This is a genomic window from Mycoplasma suis str. Illinois (genome assembly GCF_000179035.2).
GTDB lineage: Bacteria > Bacillota_I > Bacilli_A > Mycoplasmatales > Mycoplasmoidaceae > Eperythrozoon_A > Eperythrozoon_A suis.
Window position 1 is genome coordinate 373,184 of sequence record NC_015155.1, and the last position, 20,142, is coordinate 393,325.

The 20,142-nt window shown below is 31.1% G+C and carries 25 protein-coding genes; 13 read left to right on the forward strand and 12 right to left on the reverse strand.

All coding sequences use genetic code 4. The features are described from left to right. Positions 1-88: 88 nt before the first annotated feature. From MSU_RS02220 to MSU_RS02245, 6 genes are read left to right on the forward strand one after another with little or no spacing between them, the layout of a single operon-like run. A complete protein-coding gene (locus tag MSU_RS02220) occupies positions 89-730 on the forward strand; it encodes a hypothetical protein (RefSeq protein WP_013609088.1) in 642 nt (213 codons plus the stop codon). A gap of 3 nt (positions 731-733) precedes the next feature. After that, entirely contained in the window at positions 734-976 is a 243-nt protein-coding gene (gene rpsP / locus MSU_RS02225) for a 30S ribosomal protein S16 (RefSeq protein WP_013609089.1), read from the forward strand. 15 nt (positions 977-991) lie between these two features. Continuing rightward, positions 992-1,456 carry a hypothetical protein gene (locus MSU_RS02230; RefSeq protein ID WP_013609866.1) on the forward strand — a complete coding sequence of 155 codons (465 nt, stop codon included), beginning with the start codon at positions 992-994 and terminating at the stop codon, positions 1,454-1,456. A 14-nt stretch (positions 1,457-1,470) separates the two neighbouring features. Then, on the forward strand, positions 1,471-1,866 hold the full coding sequence (locus MSU_RS02235; protein ID WP_013609867.1) for a 50S ribosomal protein L19: 396 nt from the start codon (positions 1,471-1,473) through the stop codon (positions 1,864-1,866). Positions 1,867-1,870: 4 nt separating this feature from the next. Next, positions 1,871-2,041 (forward strand): 30S ribosomal protein S21, encoded by a 171-nt coding sequence (locus MSU_RS02240; protein ID WP_013609868.1) that lies wholly within the window; start codon positions 1,871-1,873, stop codon positions 2,039-2,041. A gap of 42 nt (positions 2,042-2,083) precedes the next feature. Then, positions 2,084-2,344, forward strand: coding sequence for an HPr family phosphocarrier protein (locus tag MSU_RS02245; RefSeq protein ID WP_013609869.1), 261 nt, complete (start codon positions 2,084-2,086; stop codon positions 2,342-2,344). 532 nt (positions 2,345-2,876) lie between these two features. Here MSU_RS02245 and rplQ read toward each other — a convergent pair. From rplQ to MSU_RS02300, 11 genes are all read right to left on the reverse strand, one after another. Then, positions 2,877-3,215 (reverse strand): 50S ribosomal protein L17, encoded by a 339-nt coding sequence (gene rplQ / locus MSU_RS02250; RefSeq protein WP_013609094.1) that lies wholly within the window; start codon positions 3,213-3,215, stop codon positions 2,877-2,879. A gap of 32 nt (positions 3,216-3,247) precedes the next feature. Beyond that, complete coding sequence (locus tag MSU_RS02255) at positions 3,248-4,759, reverse strand: amino acid permease (RefSeq protein ID WP_013609870.1); 1,512 nt, start codon at positions 4,757-4,759, stop codon at positions 3,248-3,250. A gap of 34 nt (positions 4,760-4,793) precedes the next feature. After that, positions 4,794-5,660, reverse strand: coding sequence for a phosphate ABC transporter ATP-binding protein (locus MSU_RS02260; protein ID WP_013609871.1), 867 nt, complete (start codon positions 5,658-5,660; stop codon positions 4,794-4,796). Between the two features lie 32 nt (positions 5,661-5,692). Beyond that, positions 5,693-6,904, reverse strand: coding sequence for an ABC transporter permease (locus MSU_RS02265; protein ID WP_013609872.1), 1,212 nt, complete (start codon positions 6,902-6,904; stop codon positions 5,693-5,695). Between the two features lie 134 nt (positions 6,905-7,038). Next, positions 7,039-7,536 (reverse strand): hypothetical protein, encoded by a 498-nt coding sequence (locus tag MSU_RS02270; RefSeq protein ID WP_148221842.1) that lies wholly within the window; start codon positions 7,534-7,536, stop codon positions 7,039-7,041. A gap of 182 nt (positions 7,537-7,718) precedes the next feature. Beyond that, complete coding sequence (locus MSU_RS02275) at positions 7,719-9,035, reverse strand: hypothetical protein (RefSeq protein ID WP_013609874.1); 1,317 nt, start codon at positions 9,033-9,035, stop codon at positions 7,719-7,721. Between the two features lie 24 nt (positions 9,036-9,059). Beyond that, on the reverse strand, positions 9,060-10,682 hold the full coding sequence (locus MSU_RS02280) for a magnesium transporter (protein ID WP_148221868.1): 1,623 nt from the start codon (positions 10,680-10,682) through the stop codon (positions 9,060-9,062). 91 nt (positions 10,683-10,773) lie between these two features. After that, the gene (gene cdaM, locus MSU_RS02285) at positions 10,774-11,406 is read right to left on the reverse strand and encodes a diadenylate cyclase CdaM (RefSeq protein WP_013609100.1); all 633 of its coding nucleotides are present in this window, start codon (positions 11,404-11,406) and stop codon (positions 10,774-10,776) included. Then, positions 11,391-11,978: a CDP-diacylglycerol--glycerol-3-phosphate 3-phosphatidyltransferase gene (gene pgsA, locus MSU_RS02290; protein WP_334198812.1), complete on the reverse strand. Its 588-nt coding sequence runs from the start codon at positions 11,976-11,978 to the stop codon at positions 11,391-11,393. Before pgsA ends, cdaM begins: the two co-directional genes overlap by 16 nt. A gap of 4 nt (positions 11,979-11,982) precedes the next feature. Then, positions 11,983-12,360 carry a hypothetical protein gene (locus MSU_RS02295; RefSeq protein ID WP_013609877.1) on the reverse strand — a complete coding sequence of 126 codons (378 nt, stop codon included), beginning with the start codon at positions 12,358-12,360 and terminating at the stop codon, positions 11,983-11,985. A 293-nt stretch (positions 12,361-12,653) separates the two neighbouring features. After that, on the reverse strand, positions 12,654-12,986 hold the full coding sequence (locus MSU_RS02300) for an HIT family protein (protein ID WP_013609878.1): 333 nt from the start codon (positions 12,984-12,986) through the stop codon (positions 12,654-12,656). Positions 12,987-13,006: 20 nt separating this feature from the next. On the opposite strand from MSU_RS02300, the gene MSU_RS02305 reads away from it, so the two are divergent. The 7 genes from MSU_RS02305 to fba all read left to right on the forward strand — a co-directional run bounded on the left by MSU_RS02305 (position 13,007) and on the right by fba (position 19,293). Next, positions 13,007-13,249 carry a hypothetical protein gene (locus tag MSU_RS02305; protein ID WP_013609879.1) on the forward strand — a complete coding sequence of 81 codons (243 nt, stop codon included), beginning with the start codon at positions 13,007-13,009 and terminating at the stop codon, positions 13,247-13,249. Positions 13,250-13,478: 229 nt separating this feature from the next. Next, the gene (gene rpsL / locus MSU_RS02310; protein WP_043885159.1) at positions 13,479-13,895 is read left to right on the forward strand and encodes a 30S ribosomal protein S12; all 417 of its coding nucleotides are present in this window, start codon (positions 13,479-13,481) and stop codon (positions 13,893-13,895) included. A 10-nt stretch (positions 13,896-13,905) separates the two neighbouring features. After that, the gene (gene rpsG, locus MSU_RS02315) at positions 13,906-14,376 is read left to right on the forward strand and encodes a 30S ribosomal protein S7 (RefSeq protein ID WP_013609880.1); all 471 of its coding nucleotides are present in this window, start codon (positions 13,906-13,908) and stop codon (positions 14,374-14,376) included. Positions 14,377-14,388: 12 nt separating this feature from the next. Beyond that, positions 14,389-16,491, forward strand: coding sequence for an elongation factor G (gene fusA, locus MSU_RS02320; protein ID WP_013609881.1), 2,103 nt, complete (start codon positions 14,389-14,391; stop codon positions 16,489-16,491). 33 nt (positions 16,492-16,524) lie between these two features. Continuing rightward, a complete protein-coding gene (locus MSU_RS02325) occupies positions 16,525-17,661 on the forward strand; it encodes a DnaJ domain-containing protein (protein ID WP_013609108.1) in 1,137 nt (378 codons plus the stop codon). Between the two features lie 11 nt (positions 17,662-17,672). Then, complete coding sequence (gene grpE / locus MSU_RS02330) at positions 17,673-18,422, forward strand: nucleotide exchange factor GrpE (protein ID WP_013609882.1); 750 nt, start codon at positions 17,673-17,675, stop codon at positions 18,420-18,422. A 1-nt stretch (position 18,423) separates the two neighbouring features. Beyond that, positions 18,424-19,293, forward strand: coding sequence for a class II fructose-1,6-bisphosphate aldolase (fba, locus tag MSU_RS02335; RefSeq protein ID WP_013609883.1), 870 nt, complete (start codon positions 18,424-18,426; stop codon positions 19,291-19,293). A 61-nt stretch (positions 19,294-19,354) separates the two neighbouring features. Here fba and MSU_RS02340 read toward each other — a convergent pair whose 3' ends face one another. After that, on the reverse strand, positions 19,355-20,026 hold the full coding sequence (locus MSU_RS02340) for a potassium channel family protein (protein WP_013609884.1): 672 nt from the start codon (positions 20,024-20,026) through the stop codon (positions 19,355-19,357). Positions 20,027-20,142 lie beyond the last annotated feature (116 nt).

The window sequence follows — 20,142 nt, forward strand, 5'->3', positions numbered from 1 at the left end:
ACTACTAATAGTAGGTTCGATTTCAGAAGTAACCTCTACTGGAGTTTTAGTTACTCCAAAACTTTATTCCGTTTTCAACAAAAACAGATTGTTTTATTTCCAAGAAGTACCTAATAAAGCTACTAATTTACCTTGCAGCTTCCTTTCGTTAAGTGAGTTCTATGAAAATTGGGAAAAAATATCTCTTTCCAAGGAAGAAGAGCGATTTCTTCTTCCAGTTAATTGGGAATTAGTTCACTCCCTATTAACTGAACTTAAAGAAGAAGGAAAGCTAGATTTAGAACTTCCTTCTAAAGAGATTCCAGTTCAAGATCCAATTTCTCTTAGAGAATGGAGATTTCAAATAAAGCAAGCACTTCTTGCTTTGCTAGAAAGAGATTACAGACAACTTCTTGAAAAATACAACACTCAAGTATTTATTCACCCTTCCTCTAAGCTAAACTATAAGTTAGTTCACCCAGAAGAAATAAGACATAAAACAAAACCTGTTCCTACGATTTCAGCAATGAAGAATTTGCATTCATTCTTAAATCGTAGATTGGATATTCTTCCACTATTTTCCAATTCCAAAGATGCTAATCTAAAAGTATATGAGTCATGAAAAATAGAAAGTTTGAAGGGAGAAACTTCCTTTAAATTTGATGAATCACTTTTAAAGGAGTGAGAAACAAATGCATCAGATTTATTTGTTTTACATTCTTTTAAAGAACCTTCTCTCCCTAAGTTCTAAAGTATGGTAAGAATAAGACTTAAGAAGATGGGAAAAAAGCATTATCCTATTTACAGAATTGTTGCTGTAGATGCTAGAAGAAGTAGAGATTCAGCAGAATTAGATAATTTAGGCTTTTATATTCCTAGAAGAGATCACTTCCAACTAGATATGACTCTTTACAATGAATTCCTTTCTAAGGGAGCTCAACCAACTAAAAACCTATTGTCACTTATAAAGTCTCAGTCCAAGCTTTCTCACAAGTAGAAAGAAAAAAGAAAGTTGAAACTTTCTATTTCTGCCATCCCATCTGATCTGAAGTGAGATGGAAAAGAATGTTTTCCCATTTACGTTACATATGAAGAAGGAGGAATTGATAGTCTTGCAGACTTAAAAGCTTCTTGATCTCCGGCAGCTTTTCCGCTGCCAGAAAAAGTAAGAGCTTTTAATATAGATGAACAGCGCAAATATATGGACAATATACTCACTTTAAAAAAAGAGATAGGATATTACTGTGCAGCACGTGATATGTTATCAATAAATAGAGATTTACTATATCACTACATTATGTTGGGATGTGAAATTCAAAATGCACTCAAAAGAATATTAGTTAGACTTCTGCCTGAAATGGCAGAATTCAAAAAGATTACTTTTAACGCTATGTGCTCTCTCGAAAGTCTTGAACTAAAGAAAAGTTCAAGAATTATTGAAAAGAATGAAGAGTTCCTTAGTGCAAAATTAAAGTAAAGGGAATAAATAATATGAATCTTTTGGATCTAAAAAAATATTTTTATGACTTTCAGGGAGATTCTGCTAAGAGTGAAGTATTTAAGAGCATTAAGTCTGGTGATGTTGTTCTAGTATACGAAAGAATACTAGATGAAAAGAAAAAGGAAAGAATTCAAAAATTTAGTGGAATTCTTTTAAGAAAGAAGGGAACCCTACTAGGAGAAAATATTCTTCTAAGAGAAAAACTAAAGAATCACTGAGTAGAAAAGTCTTACTTTATTCACTCTCCATTAGTTCAGAAAATAGAAAAAGTAAGAGAAGGAAGATCTAGAAGAGCTTATCTTTCTTACTTGAGAAATCCTGAAGAATTACCAATAAAATTAAAAAGATTAAAGCCTAAGGATATAAGAGAAAAGGGAAAGAAATAGTTATATGCCAGTAATAAAGGTAAAAGATCAAGGTATTGAACAAGCTCTTGTTGAATTTAAGAGATTGTCAGTAGATGTTAAGAGAACAGCTATGAGATACACTTACTACTTAAGACCAGCTCTTAAGAGAAAGGAAAAGAAAAAGAGAGCAGATATGAAAAGAAGATTCTATTAATCTTCTTTTTTATACTAAAATAATTACTAGTTTAGTTAGATAATGAAGATAGTAGAATACACTATTCAAGATCCTGTAGGAATTCACGCAAGACCTGCATCTAAATTAGTTCAAGCTCTTTCTAAATTCAAATCCAAAATTATTTTGGAATTTGATGGAAAGACAGCTAATGCTAAGTCAATTATTAACTTAATGTCTCTTGGAGTTACTGGAGGTTCAAAAGTTACTTTCAAAATTGAAGGAGAAGATGAGGAGGAACTTTCAAATTCAATTCTTCAAATACTAGGAGACTTCGGTCTTTAATTCTTAACTAAATAGAAAAGAGGGGTTTATCCCCTCTTTTTGTTATTTTTTATAACCCAATAAAATTTTTATGAAAGCAATTTTTTTTAAATTGTTTTTTAATTGCTTTCTTTGACGTCAGGTGTTTGGTTTTTAGTCGGAACGTTTCGATTTTTTAAGTTATTTTTATTTTTTCTAGTTTGCAAATTATTCATTTTTAAAACCTAAGTGAGCACTTAGTAAATAACCAAACACTTTTATTAAGTTTTTTAAAAGTCATTTAACTAAATTCCTTTTTTCCTTTTTCTTCATTTTTCTTTTCACTGCACCACTAAATTAAAAAGTTTTTAATTTTTAGTTTTTTCTTAGAAAGAAGGGAATAATTCCCTTCCCTTACTTACTTAAAGCTTTTGTTTTTAAAAAACTAAAGGAAGGATTCTAAATAATATCTCTTTTGAAGAATCAATAACTTTTCGCTCTAAAAGAATATAAGTAAATCTGTTTTTATATATTTTTCTCTTTTTCCCGTTAAGGGAAAAGTAGTTTTAAAAAACTAAACTAGTTGAACTAAAAAGCCTTTTGGAGTTTTCAAAAGTCTTGTATAACCTCCTTTTCTGTTTTGATATTTCTTTCCTAATTCTTCAAATAGTTTTTGGACCAATTCTTGTCTTGTATGTTTTGAAGTTCTCAAAACAATTGAATAAGCTTTTCTTTTTGAAACAAGATCATTTGTTTTAGAAAGAGTAATAAGTTTTTCAAAGTATCTTTGAGTTGTTCTAGCAAAACTTAATCTAGTAGTGATCTGACCATATGAAATAAGGTCAGAACATTGTTGTCTAGTTACCATTCTTTTTCTAGCTGAATCTAAAGGTCTTCTTGGTTGATAAGACATATTTTTAACTAATTATTTATATAACTTAGATTTTATTGAGAGAAAGTAGTCAAATTAAATTTTTGAGCTAAAGGATTATCTTTTCTGAATTGACTTACTTTCTCTCAACTCTTATTTTCTCCACCATGTGTTTTCAAATATGGTTTTGCTGGTATAAATACCATACCAGCAAACAATACCATCTTCAATCATGATAGGAAAGTTACATTTCAATAGAAATCTATAGCAGTATTTACTACATAGTATGCTATAGCAGCAAATATGCTATAGGATACTAAATAATGTAAAGCTTTATGTAGCTTTACATCACTTTGTTCTTTCGCTTTCCAAATAACTACTGCAAGCATAAAGAATATAAATAGAGATACTAGCTCAGCTAGCATATCATTTATATCTCAGAATATATTTGTATTTCTTATGCATCAGTAGTACATTTGTGCTACTAATGCAATTAAAAGAGAATAAAAAATCATTTTCTTGATAATGTGACATCAACTACTTAATTTGACTTCTAAGTGAAAATTTTTCAAATTTTCACCTCTATTTAGAAGTCTCTTTCTAATTTTTTTATTGATGTCCTTGAAATCATATTTGTAGTGTAGTTGAATCAATTGATTCTGACTACACATACAAGCAATATTTAAGCTAGAAGCAAAAGTTAGGAATATAAGTATTGTTAGTACATCTTTTCAGTTTTTATCTCCTGAAAATACACTGAAATTTTGGAAATCACCCCTATTTTTATCACCAAATAGGGTGATAGTAATTATTAATAGGTAAATAGCTGTAATGGTATACAGAGAATACAAGATAATCTTTGTAAAAGATGTCTTAGATTTAGATTGTTCTTTCAGGGAAAGAACAGAATAGAAACCATCATACATAAAGAAGATGGAAGGAAGTCCTGACAATAGAATTGTTCAACCTCCCAGAGAATTAAAGCCTTCCAATCTACTTTGAGGTTCAAGTTGTTTTCCATTTTGGGAGTTATTTCCCGAAACAATAGAAATTATTCCACATATAAATACAAAAATAAGGGAAATAATAATACTAAAGAAAAGAGCTCTCTGAAATTTTTCAGAGACTTTAAAAGAGAAAGTGTTTAGGCTTATCATTACTGTCGCAGCCAGTAATGATATAAGTGCACTTTCTCATACTCACAGAAAATTAGCTCCAGCTATTCACTTAATTAGATAAATAGCAGTAGTGATTATGCCCAATGGATGGGCAAAATCTTTAGTAAACCTTACCGATCACTCAGTAAAGTTTTTTCCACAATATCCCTCAACTCACTCAATAAAACTTCTTCCAGTTGAGGAATATTTATTAATTAGTTTTGTGAATAGGAAAATCATTGAAGAAATGAGAATTGCGGAAAAAACAAAGAGAGCAATTAAAGGTTGGAAATTAAAACTAGATAATTCATTTAGAGTCTTTGACTTTATAAAGACTCCTATACCAATCATTGAAGAAAGAGACAATATGAATAATTGCCTCTTACTTAGAAGATTGCTTTCAGATCCGAAAGAATAAGAAAGGCTCATAAGTTAGCCTATCTCATTACTAGATAGGAAATATCTAGTATTTGCTTAGTATGAAGTCTTCTAGATCTTTAGTTTTGGGAGAAGTAAATAATGTTTGAGTTTCTCCTGATTCAACAATTTTTCCATTTTTTAGAAAAATTGTTGAATCAGCAACATGCTTCACCTGGGAAAGTGAGTGTGACACTATTATTATTGTCATTCTTCTAGAAAGCTTTAATATTAGTTGCTCAATTTTAGCTGTAGAGGCTGGATCTAAAGCGCTAGTAGGTTCATCTAAAAGAAGTAATTCGGGCTCTAATATTAGAGCCCTAGCAATGCATAATCTCTGTGCTTGCCCAACAGAAAGAGTATGCATTGGTAAAGTATCGAGCCTATCTTTTAGCTCTTCTCATAAACCACACTTTATGAGAATTTCTTGAAGCATTTTTTCTAGTAAGTTGGGATTATGAAGCCCCCTAGCTCTAAGGGCGAATAATATATTTTCCCTTATAGTTAGTGGAAGTAAAGTAGGTGTTTGCCTAATTCAACCTATTTTTTTTCTAAGTAATTCCATAGGAAAAGAGGAACTGAGAATATCAGTTCCTCTATAAATTATTTTTCCCTTTCAGAGATATTTTTTAATTACTTCTGACTCGAAAATCCCCTTAGTCATTGAAGACAATAAGAGGGATTTTCCAGCTCCAGAAGGTCCTATTATTGCATAAATCTTGTTTTTCTCAAAACTTAGATTTATGTCTCGTAAAAGAACTTTATTCTTTTTGGAAGACCTTTTACCTTCTTCACTTAGGAGAGTAAAGTCTTGAAAAAATAGAAAATCTTCTTCCTGAGTAGAAGAGAAGAGATTCTTTTTAGAATCTTCTCTCTCTTCTTTTCGACTTTTTAGAAAGTTAAGAAATCCCATAACAGGAGAATCCTTTCTTTTCCCTCTTTTATCTAAGAGAAATTAGATAAAAGATTTGAAAGAGAGAATATTCCTCCAGAACAAGCTTTCAAATATAACCTATAGTAAATTTTCTTGAAAAAGTTTTTCAAGAAAGTGAGAACTCCAGCTCACATTCCATTAAAGATAGAGAATATAAAGAGTGAAACAAACACTAGTAGAACTAGTGATTCATACATAACTGATTTTGCCTCAAGTATGTTGTACTTAAGTTTTGAGGCAAAAATCTTTGTAGTTAGTGTTTGTCCATGACCTCATCAAGTAAGTCTATTTGACTTAGATGCTCCCGCAGTCAAAAAGAGAAGACCACTTTCTCCATTAAGTCTTGTTATAGAGTCTGAAATTGATAGTTTCATTCTCTTTATTCCATCTTGGATTACTAAAAACATAATGTTGTAGGGATGTAATCCAAGAGAAAGGAAAGTATTTGAGTACTTCTTTAAGTAGTTCTCAAATAAATTAAAGAACTTACTAAATAAGAAAGGTAAGTTAAGTATGAAGAGTGACATTACTCCTGCGAAGATTGACACTCTTCCCATACTTAACTTCATTTGATCTATAAATAGAAACATTGAGAACATAGCTCAAAGCATAGGTGGAACTGTCCCGCAGCCAGAAATAAAGCTAGAGAGAATATACTTTAGTCTTCTTCATCTATAAAGATATGCACTAGCAAATAGTGCAGAGAAGAAACATACAGGAAGAGATCAAGTAACTGCAAAAAATAAAAGAAGAATAGTATTTCAAAGAGGGATTCCTAGTCCTTCTGCAGAATAACTTTTTAGATATCCCTTAAGAATATTTCCGAATATGAAATACTTACCTCTAATAAGTATTGTTAGTATTATTGCAGCAAAAATTGAAAGAATTAGAAAGGAAATGATATTTTCCTTTCACTTTCTAAATTTTTCTTTACTAGATTCTTTTTTTATCCAGTTTTCGCTGTGAAAGCGCAGCGAAATATATCTATAGTAGTAAAGAACAGGTTTTTTGAACTTTTTTCTCTCTACACAAGAATTAAGGTTGTTTTTGATTCTTGAAAAATATCTTTCTACTCAATTACGTTTGTGTTTTGTAGAAACACTTTTCTTAATAAGGAAATAATTGAGTAGGAAAGCTATTAATACTAGTGGAGCTCCATAGACAAACATAGCTTGTCTATTAGCTTCTCCTCCTGATTCTGCAAAATAAAAGGAAGAAATCATACTAGAGATAGTATGAGAATTAGAGCTTAGGAAGTGTCCTAAGCCAGAAAATGGCTTAGTAAAGTTAGAGCTTGAACAGAAAAAGCTTAAAGCTACACTTTCCCCAAGAGCTTTAACGAGAGTTACAGCTCAACTTAAAAAATAACTCTTCTAGATACTTTAGAATAAAGTTTTTCTCTTCACTTGGCATTAAGTCCAAGTGAAAGTAAGTTAGAGTTAAGTGTTTTCATTTCACTTGATTCAAATCAATTGATGTAGTTAAGGAAGAATATAGGGAGTGCAGTACAGAAGAATGTGAGAATAATGAAGAGTACTGCAACTCTTGCGCCAGCAATAACACCATTAATTCCAAAAAATACTGGTGTTATTGCTTCTGAAAGTACAAAAGCAGTAACAAAAGAAGGAATAACTGAAAGAATTTTTAGGGAAAGAATAATTATTTTTTTCACTTCACTTCTCATTCGACAGACATATTTTGCAAGTCTTATAGAAGTGAAGTGAGTCAAAAATATGGAAATAAACACAACTATAAGTGTGTATATTAGGGGAGGTCAAATAGACAGTTCTGGGGGATCGTTTTCTAAATTTCATGTGGCAAAGTAGTTATTAAAGCTTTTGTCCTGAACGGCCACAACAGCTTTATAAAAAATAAATGAAATGAAAAAAGCAAGAAAAGAAAAAATGAAAACAAAATTAAGGGAACTAAATCCCTTAAGTAAATAATTTCTCCCCAAAGAGGAGAGGGAGAAATTACCTACTACTTTCCTAATTAGCTAGTAGTGTAAGAGTTTTTCAAATTCCTAAATTGAAAAACCTAAATGATTAGGGAGATGTGATATCCAAGTAGAAGAAGGAAAGCACTTCCAAAAAATACTAATAGGAAGAAGAAAGGAGAAACAATCGCAAAACTTGCTGAAAGGCTTCACAGCAATAAGAAAGTATATGTAGCTATTAAAAGAACTAAGTTAACTATCCACTTAGAAAGTGGAGAAGTAAACATTCACATTAGTGTTCAGTTAAGGTTCTTTAACTTAGTTTTAGGTTTAAAAAAGTTTGATGTAATTGCTCTATTAGTTAATTGAGCGACAAAAGTAGAAAAATATCAGTCAAGTCAAACTTTTTTGAAGTAAAGACACCCTTTACCTCATCACTTCTTTTTGAATAACTTAAGTGGAGTGACAATCTCTCTTTCTTTTTTTCTTCTATTAAGTCATCACTTATAGAAGTCTTTTTTGCTATTCAATTTATCTCTAGTAGATAGTCAATAGCAATAAAGAGGGAATATTCCAGCACTTATTGCTGTCATAAATAAAAAGAATAGAACTTTTAGAACAGAATAAGAATAAAACTTAGTTCTAATGTGTGATTCAGTCGCTATATCTCCAAGAGTTTTGGAGTAGCAATAAGATAAGTTATCTAAAACATCAAAACCATATTTCTTTTGAACCAATTCCTGAAGAATTGATTCAAACTTAGTTTTTTCTATTACATGTTTTGTGATGGAACTTTCCAAGAATTTATATCTTGGATCCTTGTATTTTCTATAAAGGATATAGAAAATAATAGTTCCACAAGTAAGAACTAGTGAGATAACAAAAGCATAAATGTGTAGGAATTTAATATAGGGATCTTTTTTCCTATTTCTCTCTATTTCATATTGACTATATGGAATAGTAGAAAGAGAGTAAGAAATAATTCTTTCTGATCAATTATCTAACTCTCTTTCTTTACTTTCCCTGAAAGATTTTTCACTATCTTCTATTTTTTGGAAATAGTTTTTAGCATTTTGTATTTCTCTTTTTCTCTCATCTATCTCACTAAGTTGTCTTAGTGTTGATAGATAACTATATTCTTTTCTTTTCTTTCAAACGTAAAAAAAGAAATAAAGACCTCCTGTACAGAAAAATATTCCAATATTTTTAAATAGATTTTTTGTCCAAAGAGAGTTCAAATCTTTGGATGATAAATCAGTTGGATGATTGCAAATCAGTTGGTACCCATCTGATTTAGTTAGCCAGCTATTTTTTAACTCTAGCTCTCTAGCCTTTAATTCTTCTAAAACATTCTCTCTATTTTCTTTGAAGTGATATCTAGATAGTTTTGGAAACAAAATAGAGAAAAGAGAAGACATTATTGGACTAAAAAGTTAATTAACTTATCTAGAGACAGAAGATAATGCATAGTTTGGAAGCAAACTATTCATACTTAGGTATATTACTCCTACTCCTATAGAAAAGAATATAAGAGTACCTATTGCATCCAGTATTGTTGTTAATACTGGAGTAGTAAGGGCTGCAGGATCTCTTTTAAATTTATGAGCAATATAAGGTATTACAACACCTAAAAGTTTAGAGAGAATAATTACAAAGAATAGAGAAAGAGAGGAAACTAATGAGCCAATAATTCCCATTCACTCTGTATTTCCAGTATTCTCTGTGTTTCCGAAGAATTTAACTAGAGGTTGAACATATTGAGTGTAAGCAAAGTGCAAAAAACTTCCTATATCAACTTTTGAATGTAATTTTGCATCTAAAAAATTTAATTTTCCTGTTGATATCGGAAAAAACCAATAATAAATAGATAATCTAGCAAAGTTAACTAGCGAAACAATTCCCCCAACAACTAAAGAGATTTTTAATTCTTTTTTCAAAACATGAAGGAAATCTTTCCCCTTAAGTTCATCACTAGCGAAAGATTGAATAATGGAGGCAGCTGTTTGGCTCCCAGAATTCCCACACATATCTGTAATAAGTGGAATCATGGGAACCAAAATTGCTGAAGATATCCCCATTGTTCACTTAAACCCTAAGTCTTCAAACTTGTCAATTATTAGAGTAGTTAATGTTGTTGCGAACAACAATATAACTAGTCAGAATAGTCTAGATCTAACAACTTCCCAAGTTGTTGATTTCATATAAGAGTGAGTAAGGTTAACAATTCCATAGAATTTGTAAACATCTTCCATGTTTTCTTCCACAATTTCTGGAAGAATGTCTTTATTATTTACTACCCCTAGTATTTGATTTCTTTCATTTAGAACTGCAATAGAAGAAATAGGATACTTTTGGAAAGCATCTACTATTTCTCCTATTTGATCAGTAGCTCTAAATGTTATGTAGTCCTTTTCCATAATTTCCTGAACTGTCAGGGAATTATTAGGACTAAAGAAAAGATCTTGTAGGGTTATCATCCCTACAACTTCTTTACTTAGATTAACTACAAATAGTTCATTTTCTATATCTAACTTATGTCTTCTCTTTCTTATATAAGTAAGAGCTTGCGAGATTTTTAAGTTAGCTTGAATAGTAAGAATGCTAGTATTCATGATGCTTCCCACTTGTGAGTGGGAGAAATTACTAATAATACTTACATTCTTACGTAATTCTGGAGAAGCTAAGTAAATAATTTTTTTAGAAAGATTACTGTCAACCATAGAAAGTAATTCAACAACTTGGTCAGCTTGTAACTGAGCAAGTAGTTTAGAAAGTACTATAGGTCTCATAGTATTTAATATTCCTAACTTGTAGTTATCTGAGAATGAGAGAAAAAGATCTCTCATTCTATCTTGCTCTACAGTTAGGAAAGCAATATTTATTAGTTCGTAGTTAGAAAGATTTTCTAAAGCTTTAACTAAGACAGGGATGGAATAGTAACCAAGAAGGCTTTTGATAGCTCCATAATTTTTGTATTCGTAAGCTTTAGAAAGCTTTACAAATAATTTATTGCAAAGTCGATCATTCTTAGATCTAGAAGGAAGGAAAATTTCTCTGCTGTTCATGTTCATGTAAGACGCCTATCCAAATCTACTATGACTAGATTTTTTCTCTTTAAAAAATTTTAAAGAGAAAAATTAAGTCTAAATCTACATGTTACTTTATATAGAAGGATAACAATTCTTCTATTTTTTTAACTAAAAGTTGTTTATTGTTTCTATTTAGGGAATGAATTTCTCCGCCTTGGGAAAACATAATTTTCCCACTACTTTCAGATACTAGGAAAACTATTGCATCAGTTCTTCCTGTTATTCCCATTGCAGCTCTATGTCTAGAACCATATTCATTGGGAGTATTTTTAGCAGAAGTAATAGGAAAATAAGAGGAAACTGATTTTATATCTATTCCTCTCATTATTACTCCTCCATCGTGCATTGAGGATTCCTTATTAAGGAATACGTTATATAGGAAGTCGGGAAAAAATCTTGAGTGAATTGCATATCCTAAATTGATGTACTTTTGAAGATTCTGATATTTCTCAATAACTATAAGTGCTCCTATTTTTTTACGTGAGAACTTAATAAGTACATCTCCAAATTTTCCTATAAAGTTATCGAATTCAGTTTGAGAAATATTTTTTCGTCTGAATATTTTTCAAGTGTATTTGCTAAATCAAACTTTTTCGTTAGATACATACCAAAATACTAGAAAAAGAATAAGTACTACACACGCCAGAATGGCGTAATTAACGTATTCTGTCGTAGAGTTAAAAGCTAATAGTATTTTCAATATACTTGCAAATATTTAGCTAGAGAGTGAAAGCTAAATAGAAGTGATGGTAGAAACAAAATGTTTCCCCATTCACTTCTATAAGAGAAAAATAAGTAAGTAAGAATGACTGCTATGAATTGAATAGCAGTCTTATATTTAGCTGTATTACTTGCTTGCAATATAACATATATTTTTTTTAACTTATACCTTACTCCTTCAATGATGATTTCTCTCATTATTGAGAGAAAAGGAATTATTCAGTGCATAAAACTTTTTGAAGCAAAAAGAATTAGAAAAGCTGATACTATCAGCTTGTCTGCTAGAGGATCATAGAGTTTTCCGAAATTGGAAGTGCAATTCCATTTTCTTGCTAAATGACCATCAAAATAGTCAGTGACTAATGAAACAATGAGAGTTATAAACCCTAATGTAAATAAGGGTTTACTAAAAAGAAGAGAAGTTTCTTGACCCCCATTTAGTTCAGTACAAATGGAAATTGCATAAAAAAGAACTGACAGAAAACCAAGAACGAATCTTGAGATTGTCAGTAAATTCGGAATAGAATTCCGATTTACTTGTAAAAGAACTATCTAATTAACTCTTTTTTTTGACTACTGGCTCCTTAGAGTTTTCTTCTTCTTTTTCTTCTGTTTCTTCTTTAGATGATTTCATAGATTTAGCAAAATCTTCACTATTAAAGTTGAATTCACTCATAAGATCTATTCCCTTATCTTTTAGAGTTTCAAGAATGTCATTCACCTTAGTTTCAATAACTTTCATTTGATCATTTTCACTAGCTAATCATTTCAAGTAGAACAATATAAATTCCTCTATTGTTTCTACTTGCGGGAATCCATCCATCCTCTTATCCTTTAGCAATTCAAATTGCTTAACAATACTATCGTATAGACTTTTGTCCATACTAAGAGTTACTTCCACTTTTCCCTCTTTTTTCTTGCTACTGTCTGACATTATCTATAAAAAGTAACTCTTAGTCTTCTTACCTATTAATTTCTTTTAATTCTTTACTTATCTTTGCTCTTTCTTTTACCTTAGGTAAATAGTTAACAAAAAGATAATAAAGAATTACTCCAATAAAAAGAATACATATTGATACTGATAGAGTTACTGTTCCAGCTGTTCAAAACAGTAACTTTATTGGAACTTTTTAAGTTAGTAGAAAAAGGTCTTTTCAAGAAGTAAAACTAACCTAAAAGTACGTAAAATTGCTATCTATCTCGAATGTTAATAAATTTTTAAGACTACTATCACCTAGGTATTACGTGTAGGTGAAAATGGAATACTACTTGTTTAGCTTCAGCTCCCTGATTAGATATGTAATTAAATCCCTTTATTTCCGGAAACTTTTCTTTCAAAGAGTTTGCATAATCTTTAGCGAAAATTATTGCTTCCTGAAGAGCTTCATCAGAAGATGAAGAAAGATCTTGGTAATGCTCTCTAGTGATTACAAGAGCATGACCTCTACTTACAGGATTAATATCTGGAAGTAAAAATACTTTTTCGCCCCTTTTAAGTATTTTGCTATTAGTTTCTAGTCCTGAAGATATTTGGCAAAAAACACAATCTTTGTGTTCCATTAAATCTTTTTAGTTGTTATTTGGCTTCTGCAGGTGGACATTGTTGTTGTCCAGTAGATTGTGAACTAGAGCTACTTCCAGAAGCTTCATTACTATTAGTTCCTGTTTGATTTTTTTGACATTCTTCTTTTTTCTTTTCCTCTTCTATTTTTTTAACTTCTGGAAATCAAACAACAGCACTAAAAGTTCCTAGCCCTGCAGCCCCAATAGTGCTGGGTAAAAATACTTTTCAGAGAAAACTAATTGTTCTTTTATCCTATTAATTATTAATAAATATAGAGAAATTTAGCTAATAATTAATAGGTAAAAAATAATGCCTAAAGATAATTTAAAATCTAAAATTTTTTTCGGTTATTCTTTTAATTATTAAATAAATTATCTTTAAATCTAAATAGATTGTTGTGTTTGTTTCAGAATATTGTTTTAACTTATATTAATAATTAATAGTGAGTAGAGTTTTATTAGTGTTTATTAAGTAAAGAGCAAAACAGTATTCCAACACTTACACAACTAGCCAAACACGGGAGACAACGGAAAAAGAAAAAGTCCAAGTCTCAAGCTTTGCAAGAAAGCTGAAATTCACTTAAGAAAAAACCTATTAAGAGATCAAATCCTTTTAAAAGAGCTGTGTGTCTAAAGGTGTCAACTATGACACCTAAGAAACCTAACTCAGCTCTTAGAAAGTTTGCTAAAGTTAGAGTTTCAAATAATCACGAAATATTAGCTTATATCCCCGGAGAGGGACATAACTTACAAGAACACCACGTAGTAATGATTAGAGGAGGAAGAGTTAAGGATCTACCTGGTGTTAAATATCACATCGTTAGAGGAAAATTAGACACAGCTCCAGTTGAAAAACGAAAAAAGTCAAGATCTAAATATGGAGTTAAAAGAGAGAAGAAAGCTTAGTTAAGGGAAAATGAGAAAAAAGAGAAAACTAAAGAAGAGAAGACTACTTCCTGACACAAAGTACAACTCTACTGTTGTGTCAAAAGCTATAAATGTAATTATGTGAGATGGTAAGAAGCAATTAGCTAGAAGAATTATTTATGGAGCTTTCGAAAAGATAGAACAAAAGACAGGAAAACCTGCTATGAATGTTTTTATGCTAGCTTTGAAAAATGTAGCTCCAAGCATTGAATTAAAAACTAGAAAAGTTAGAGGATCTAACTATCAAGTACCTGTTGAATCAACTCCTGAAAGAAGAGAAACATTAGCTCTTAGATGATTAATTAAGTACAGTAGAAAGAGAGAAGAAAGAACTATTGTTGATGCACTATGTGCTGAAATCATAGATGCATCAAACAATACAGGTCTTTCAATTAAGAGAAAGATAGAAGTTATTAAGACTGCTGAAAGCAATAAAGCTTTTGCATACTATAGGGTTTAGTATTTAACTTAAATGTCTAAGAATCACAGTATAGAACAAAAAGAGGAGCTAAGACTCCTAAATCTTAGAAACTTTGGTATCATGGCCCATATTGACGCTGGTAAGACAACTACCAGCGAAAGAATTCTTTACTATACAGGAAAGATTCACAAAATGGGTGAAGTTCATGAAGGTAGTGCAACTATGGACTGAATGGAACAAGAAAGAGAAAAAGGTATTACTATTACCTCTGCAGCTACAACTACAGAATGAAAGGGTTACACACTTAACTTAATTGACACACCTGGTCACGTTGACTTCACAGTAGAAGTTGAAAGATCTCTAAGAGTTCTTGATGGAGCTGTTGTAGTTCTTGATGGAGCTATGGGAGTTGAACCTCAAACAGAAACTGTTTGAAGACAAGCCAATAAATATAAAGTTCCTCGAATTATTTTCTGTAACAAAATGGACAAAATTGGAGCAAGTTTCTCTTACTCCCTAAAGTCTTTAAAAGAAAGACTGAATATTAATTTTTCTCCAATTCAACTAAATATTGGAAATGAATCAGGATTTAGGGGAATAATAAACCTTGTAACTCTAAAGGCTTATCAATTTGAAGGTGGAGAAGAAGATAACTTTGAAGAAATTGAAATTCCTGCAGATCTAAAAGATGAAGTACAACTTCACAGAGAAACACTTCTAAATGAAGTGTTAGTTCACGATGATGACATTCTTCAGAGATATTTAGGAGGAGAAGAAATTAGTGTTGAAGAAATTAAGAGTTGTATTAGAAAAGCAACTCTTACAGCTTCTTTCTTCCCTGTGCTTTGTGGTTCTTCATTTAAGCACAAGGGAGTTAAGTTCCTACTAGATGCTATAGTTGATTATCTTCCTTCACCTCTAGATATTCCTACAACTACTGCATATACTAGAGGAGGAGAAAAACTTCAAATTGAAAATAAGACCTCTTCCTCTTTAGTCGCAGTAGCTTTCAAGATCGCTACTGACCCTTTCGTAGGAAGATTAACATTCGCGAGAATTTACTCAGGTAAATTGGAAAAAGGTTCTATGGTTTACAACTCAACTAGAGAAATTAAGGAAAGAGTTGGGAAACTAGTTAAGATGCACTCAAATCACAAAACTGAAATTGAATATGCAGGAGCTGGTGAAATTTGTGCTTTAGTAGGACCTAAATCAACTAAAACTGGGGACACCTTAACAGGTTCTCAAGATGATGATTTCTTGCTAGAAGAAATGGTATTCACTGATCCAGTTATTTCTCTAGCTATTGAACCTAAGACAAAATCTGACCAAGAAAAATTGTCAATAGTTTTGAAGAAACTTGCAGATGAGGACCCAACATTCAAGATTTCTTCAAATCATGAAACTGGTCAGACTTTGATTTCAGGTATGGGAGAACTTCACCTTGAAATTCTTATTGACAGAATGAAGAGAGAATTTGGACTTCAAGTTAATGTAGGTGCTCCTCAAGTAGCTTATAGAGAAACCTTTACCGCAACTCAAGAAGTTGAGGGTCAATATATTAAACAAACTGGTGGTAGAGGTAACTATGGTCACGTTTGGATTAAATATGAACCAAATCCTGAAAAAGGATTTGAGTTTGTAGACAAAATAGTTGGAGGAAAAATTCCAAAGGAATATATCAAGTCTATTAGAGAAGGACTTGTGGAAGCTATGAAGTCTGGACAATTGGCTGGTTATCCAGTTATAGACATAAAGGCTACTCTTTATGATGGTTCTTTCCACGAAGTTGACTCCAATGAAATGGCATTCAAAATAGCTGCTTCTCTATCTCTAAAAGAAGCTAGCAGGAAGTGTAATTCCATTCTTCTAGAACCAATTATGGAAGTAGAAGTAAATTCTCCTCCACAATATTTTGGAACTGTAATGGGAGACATTACAGCTAAAAGAGGGTTAATTACATCTACTGAATTAACTTCTTCTTCTAGCTCAATTAAGTGTAAGATCCCACTTAAAGAAATGTTTGGATATGCTACAACACTGAGATCTCTAACTCAGGGAAGAGGTATTTACTCTATGATATTCTCTCACTATCAACCTCTTCCAAAACATCTTCTTAAGGAAATTCCAGGATTCTTAGGAGAAAAGAAGTAGTAAGAACTAGTTTCTTCCTTTAGCTAGTCCGAGATGAGCGTTGATTTTTACAACGTTCTCGGAGTATCTAGAAGTGCTTCGCAAGATGAAATTAAAAAAGCATATAGAAAGTTAGCTAAGGAATACCATCCCGACATTAACAAGTCGGCTGGTGCTGAAAAAAAGTTTAAGGAAATAAATGAAGCTTACGAGGTTCTAGGAGATCCTCAAAAGAAAGCTAATTACGATAGATTTGGTAGTGCGGCTTTCGATGGAGGAGCTTCATCTTTTGAGGGAGGAACTAATCCTTTTGACTTCTTTAATAGTTTCTTCACTAGACAAGATGATGACGATGAAGATGGATTCTTCACGTCATTCAGAACTACTGGAGGAGGTCCAAGACCTTCTTCATCTAGAGAAGAAGTTAATAAGATATACAAAACAATTAATATTTCGTTTTTGCAATCCATAAAGGGTTGCAATTACGAAATTCAATATAAATCTAATCAAGTATGTAAAGAATGTAGAGGTAATAAAGCATTTAAGGGAGACAAATCCTATATAAGTAGTTGTCTCGGATGTAAAGGTTATGGATATGAAGTAATAAGAAGTAAAGGATTATTTGGAATTATGGAACAGAGAATTACATGTAGATATTGTGGAGGATCTGGAGAAAAGATAGCTAAAGTATGTACTACATGTAAAAAACAAGGATATGTTACTGAAATAAAAAGTATGAATATTTCAATAAGAAGTGGTATTAAAAATGGAGAAGTTCTTATGTTCGATGATAAGGAGTCTTATCATGAACAAAAAATACATGTAACTGTTGTAGTGGAAAGTTCCAAAGTATTTAGAAGAGAAGGAGATAATCTATATACAAAAATATTTGTAAATCCACTAGTTCTATTTTTGGGTGGGGATGTAAATGTTCCAACACCATTTGGACTTAAATCTTTTAAATTACCTCCAGGAACTAATACAAAAGATTTACTGAAACTAAAAGGAATGGGAATAACTTTTGGAAAGAAATCAGTAGGTAATTTATTTATAAAAATAGAGGCTGCTCCCACAAAATTAAGTCATATTGATTTAGAAAAAATAAAATCAATAGAGTTAACTGACCCAAAAGATAATGGAGAGTGACAAAAGAGCTTTAAGAAAGAATATGAAGAATCTTCTGTTGAATAGATAGTTAAATAATGACTTTTAAGGAAGAAGATAATCAATTGGAAATGGAAATTCTTGAAAGTGAACAACTTCAAGAATTTGAACAATATCAACAAGTTAATGGAGAAGTTCTTGGAGAACTTTTAGATGAAAGTCTTAGTCTAGATGAAGAAGAATTTAATGAATCAGATTCAGATGAAGAAGATGTTTCTTCATCTAAAAAGAAGAAAAAGAAAGGTGATAAGCTTTCTGATTTCTACTTAAAGAAAATAAATGATTTGGAAGTAGAACTAGCAGCTTATAAAGCTAGGGAACAAAGCTTTAAGGATGAATTAAATAAAAAATATTTAGAAAATATTCAAAAAAAGAGTGAGGAAGCAATTGCTCTTCTAGAAGAAAAAGAAAAGAAAATAGAGCAAAAATATAGTCTTAAGTTTGAAGAGCTTAAGAATTTTATGTATGAAGATCAATTAACTGAATTAGTCAATATTATTTCTGGAATGGAAAAAGTGATAAATTCGGAACCTAAAAGTGAAGAAGTCAAAAACTATCTATTAGGTTTTAAGATGTTTTTGACTCAATTTGAATCACTTCTAGAAAGTCTCAATATAAAAGTGATTTCCCCCCAAATAAATGAAGAATATGATTCAGAAAAAATGGAAAGTGTAATGACAGAAGGAGTTGAAGAAGAAAAAAAGAATAAAATAATTGAGGTTTTTAGTAAGGGATATACATTAAACGATCGAGTAATAAAGTTGGCTCAAGTTAAAGTGGGAGTATAGTATGCCAGTAGTAAGTGGATTTGAAGCTATGAAGAAAGCTTTTGAAGGTAAATATGCTGTTGCGCAAATCAATACAAATAACCTTGAGTGAACAAAAGCTATTCTTTTAACTGCACAAAAGCTTAATTCTCCAGTAATAGTTGGAGCTTCTGAGGGAGCTATCAAGTATATGGGGGGATTCAATGTTGTCTCTTCACTTGTTCACTCTATGGTTAAAGATTTGAATATAACTGTTCCTATAATCCTTCACCTTGACCATGGAACTTATGAAGGATGTAAAAAGGCATTAGATGCTGGCTTCTCATCTGTTATGTTTGATGGTTCTCACTTCGAGTTCAGTGAAAACTTTCAAAAGTCTAAAGAAATTATTGAATTAGCTTATAAGAAAGGTGTTTCTGTTGAATTAGAAGTTGGAACTCTAGCTGGAGAAGAAGATGGAGTTATGGGATTAGGAAATCAAGCGAAAATAGAGGAATGTGTAGAAATTGCTACATTAAGTCCTACTATGCTTGCTGCAGGAATAGGAAATATGCATGGACCTTATCCTCCTAACTGAAAAGGTTTAAATCTAGATCTTTTGGAAAATATTTCTAAGGAAACTCAAATTCCTCTTGTTCTTCACGGAGGAACAGGAATTGATGATGAAAGTATTAAGAGAGCAATTTCTCTAGGAGTTACAAAAATAAATGTAAATTCTGAATTGCAAATGAAATTTGCAGAACAAACTAGAAAATATATTGAAGAAAATAAAGACTTAGATATGAAGGCTAAGGGATATGATCCTAGAAAACTTCTAAATTATGGATTCCAAGGAATTTTGGGAGTTATTGAAGAAAAATTCAAACTCTTCGGTTCAGTTGGCAAAGCTTAGTAAGACTCTTTAACCCGTTAGGGTTTTCTGAGTCTCTGGGACTAGGTAAGTTTTATAAAGTTTATTCCTCTTTCCCTTCCTTTTCTTCAGTTTCTTCAAGAAGGTTAACAGGAATATTTTTTTGGAAAGATTCTTTTAATTTATTAATAGATTCTTTTCTAGCTATTAAGATGATTTCATCTGATCTTTCTAATTTTTCATCTTCTGAAACAGGAAATATAATGCTTCCTTTCTTCATTCTCTTAATGCTTAAAATAGAAGCATTATTTTCTTTTAAGAATAGAAGAGAACTTATTTTCTTTTCTCGCAATTTAGAGTTATAAACATTTAATTTAAAAATAAAGATTTCATTTTCACATTCTTCTTTACTATATGGAAGTTTTTCAACTTCTATGTCAAACATAGTTTGATAAGCTAAATTTTCAGCTACATACAGTTCGGGAATAATACTATGTATGATTCCCATTAATTTAAGAATTCTTTTGTGAACTTCATCTTTGGCTTGAGCCAATATTCTAATTACTCCTAGCTCTTTTAAGTTAGAGCAAATGGAAATAGATTTTTCTACATTATCTATTCCCACTATTACATAGTCAAAGTGTTTTATATCTACATCTTCTAGTTCCTTTATATTTACAGCGTCACAACTCTTTGACTCTGTAAATTCTCCTCCTAGATTATCTATTACATCAGAATCATTATCTAGAACAGTAACATTTTGATTCTCTTTCATGAGAATTTTTCCAATTTCATAATTAAATTTGCTTAATCCTATTAAGCAATAATCTCGCTTTAAATTATTCTTTTTTTCCCGATGATAATCATCTCTATCTACTTATCTAGCTTTCT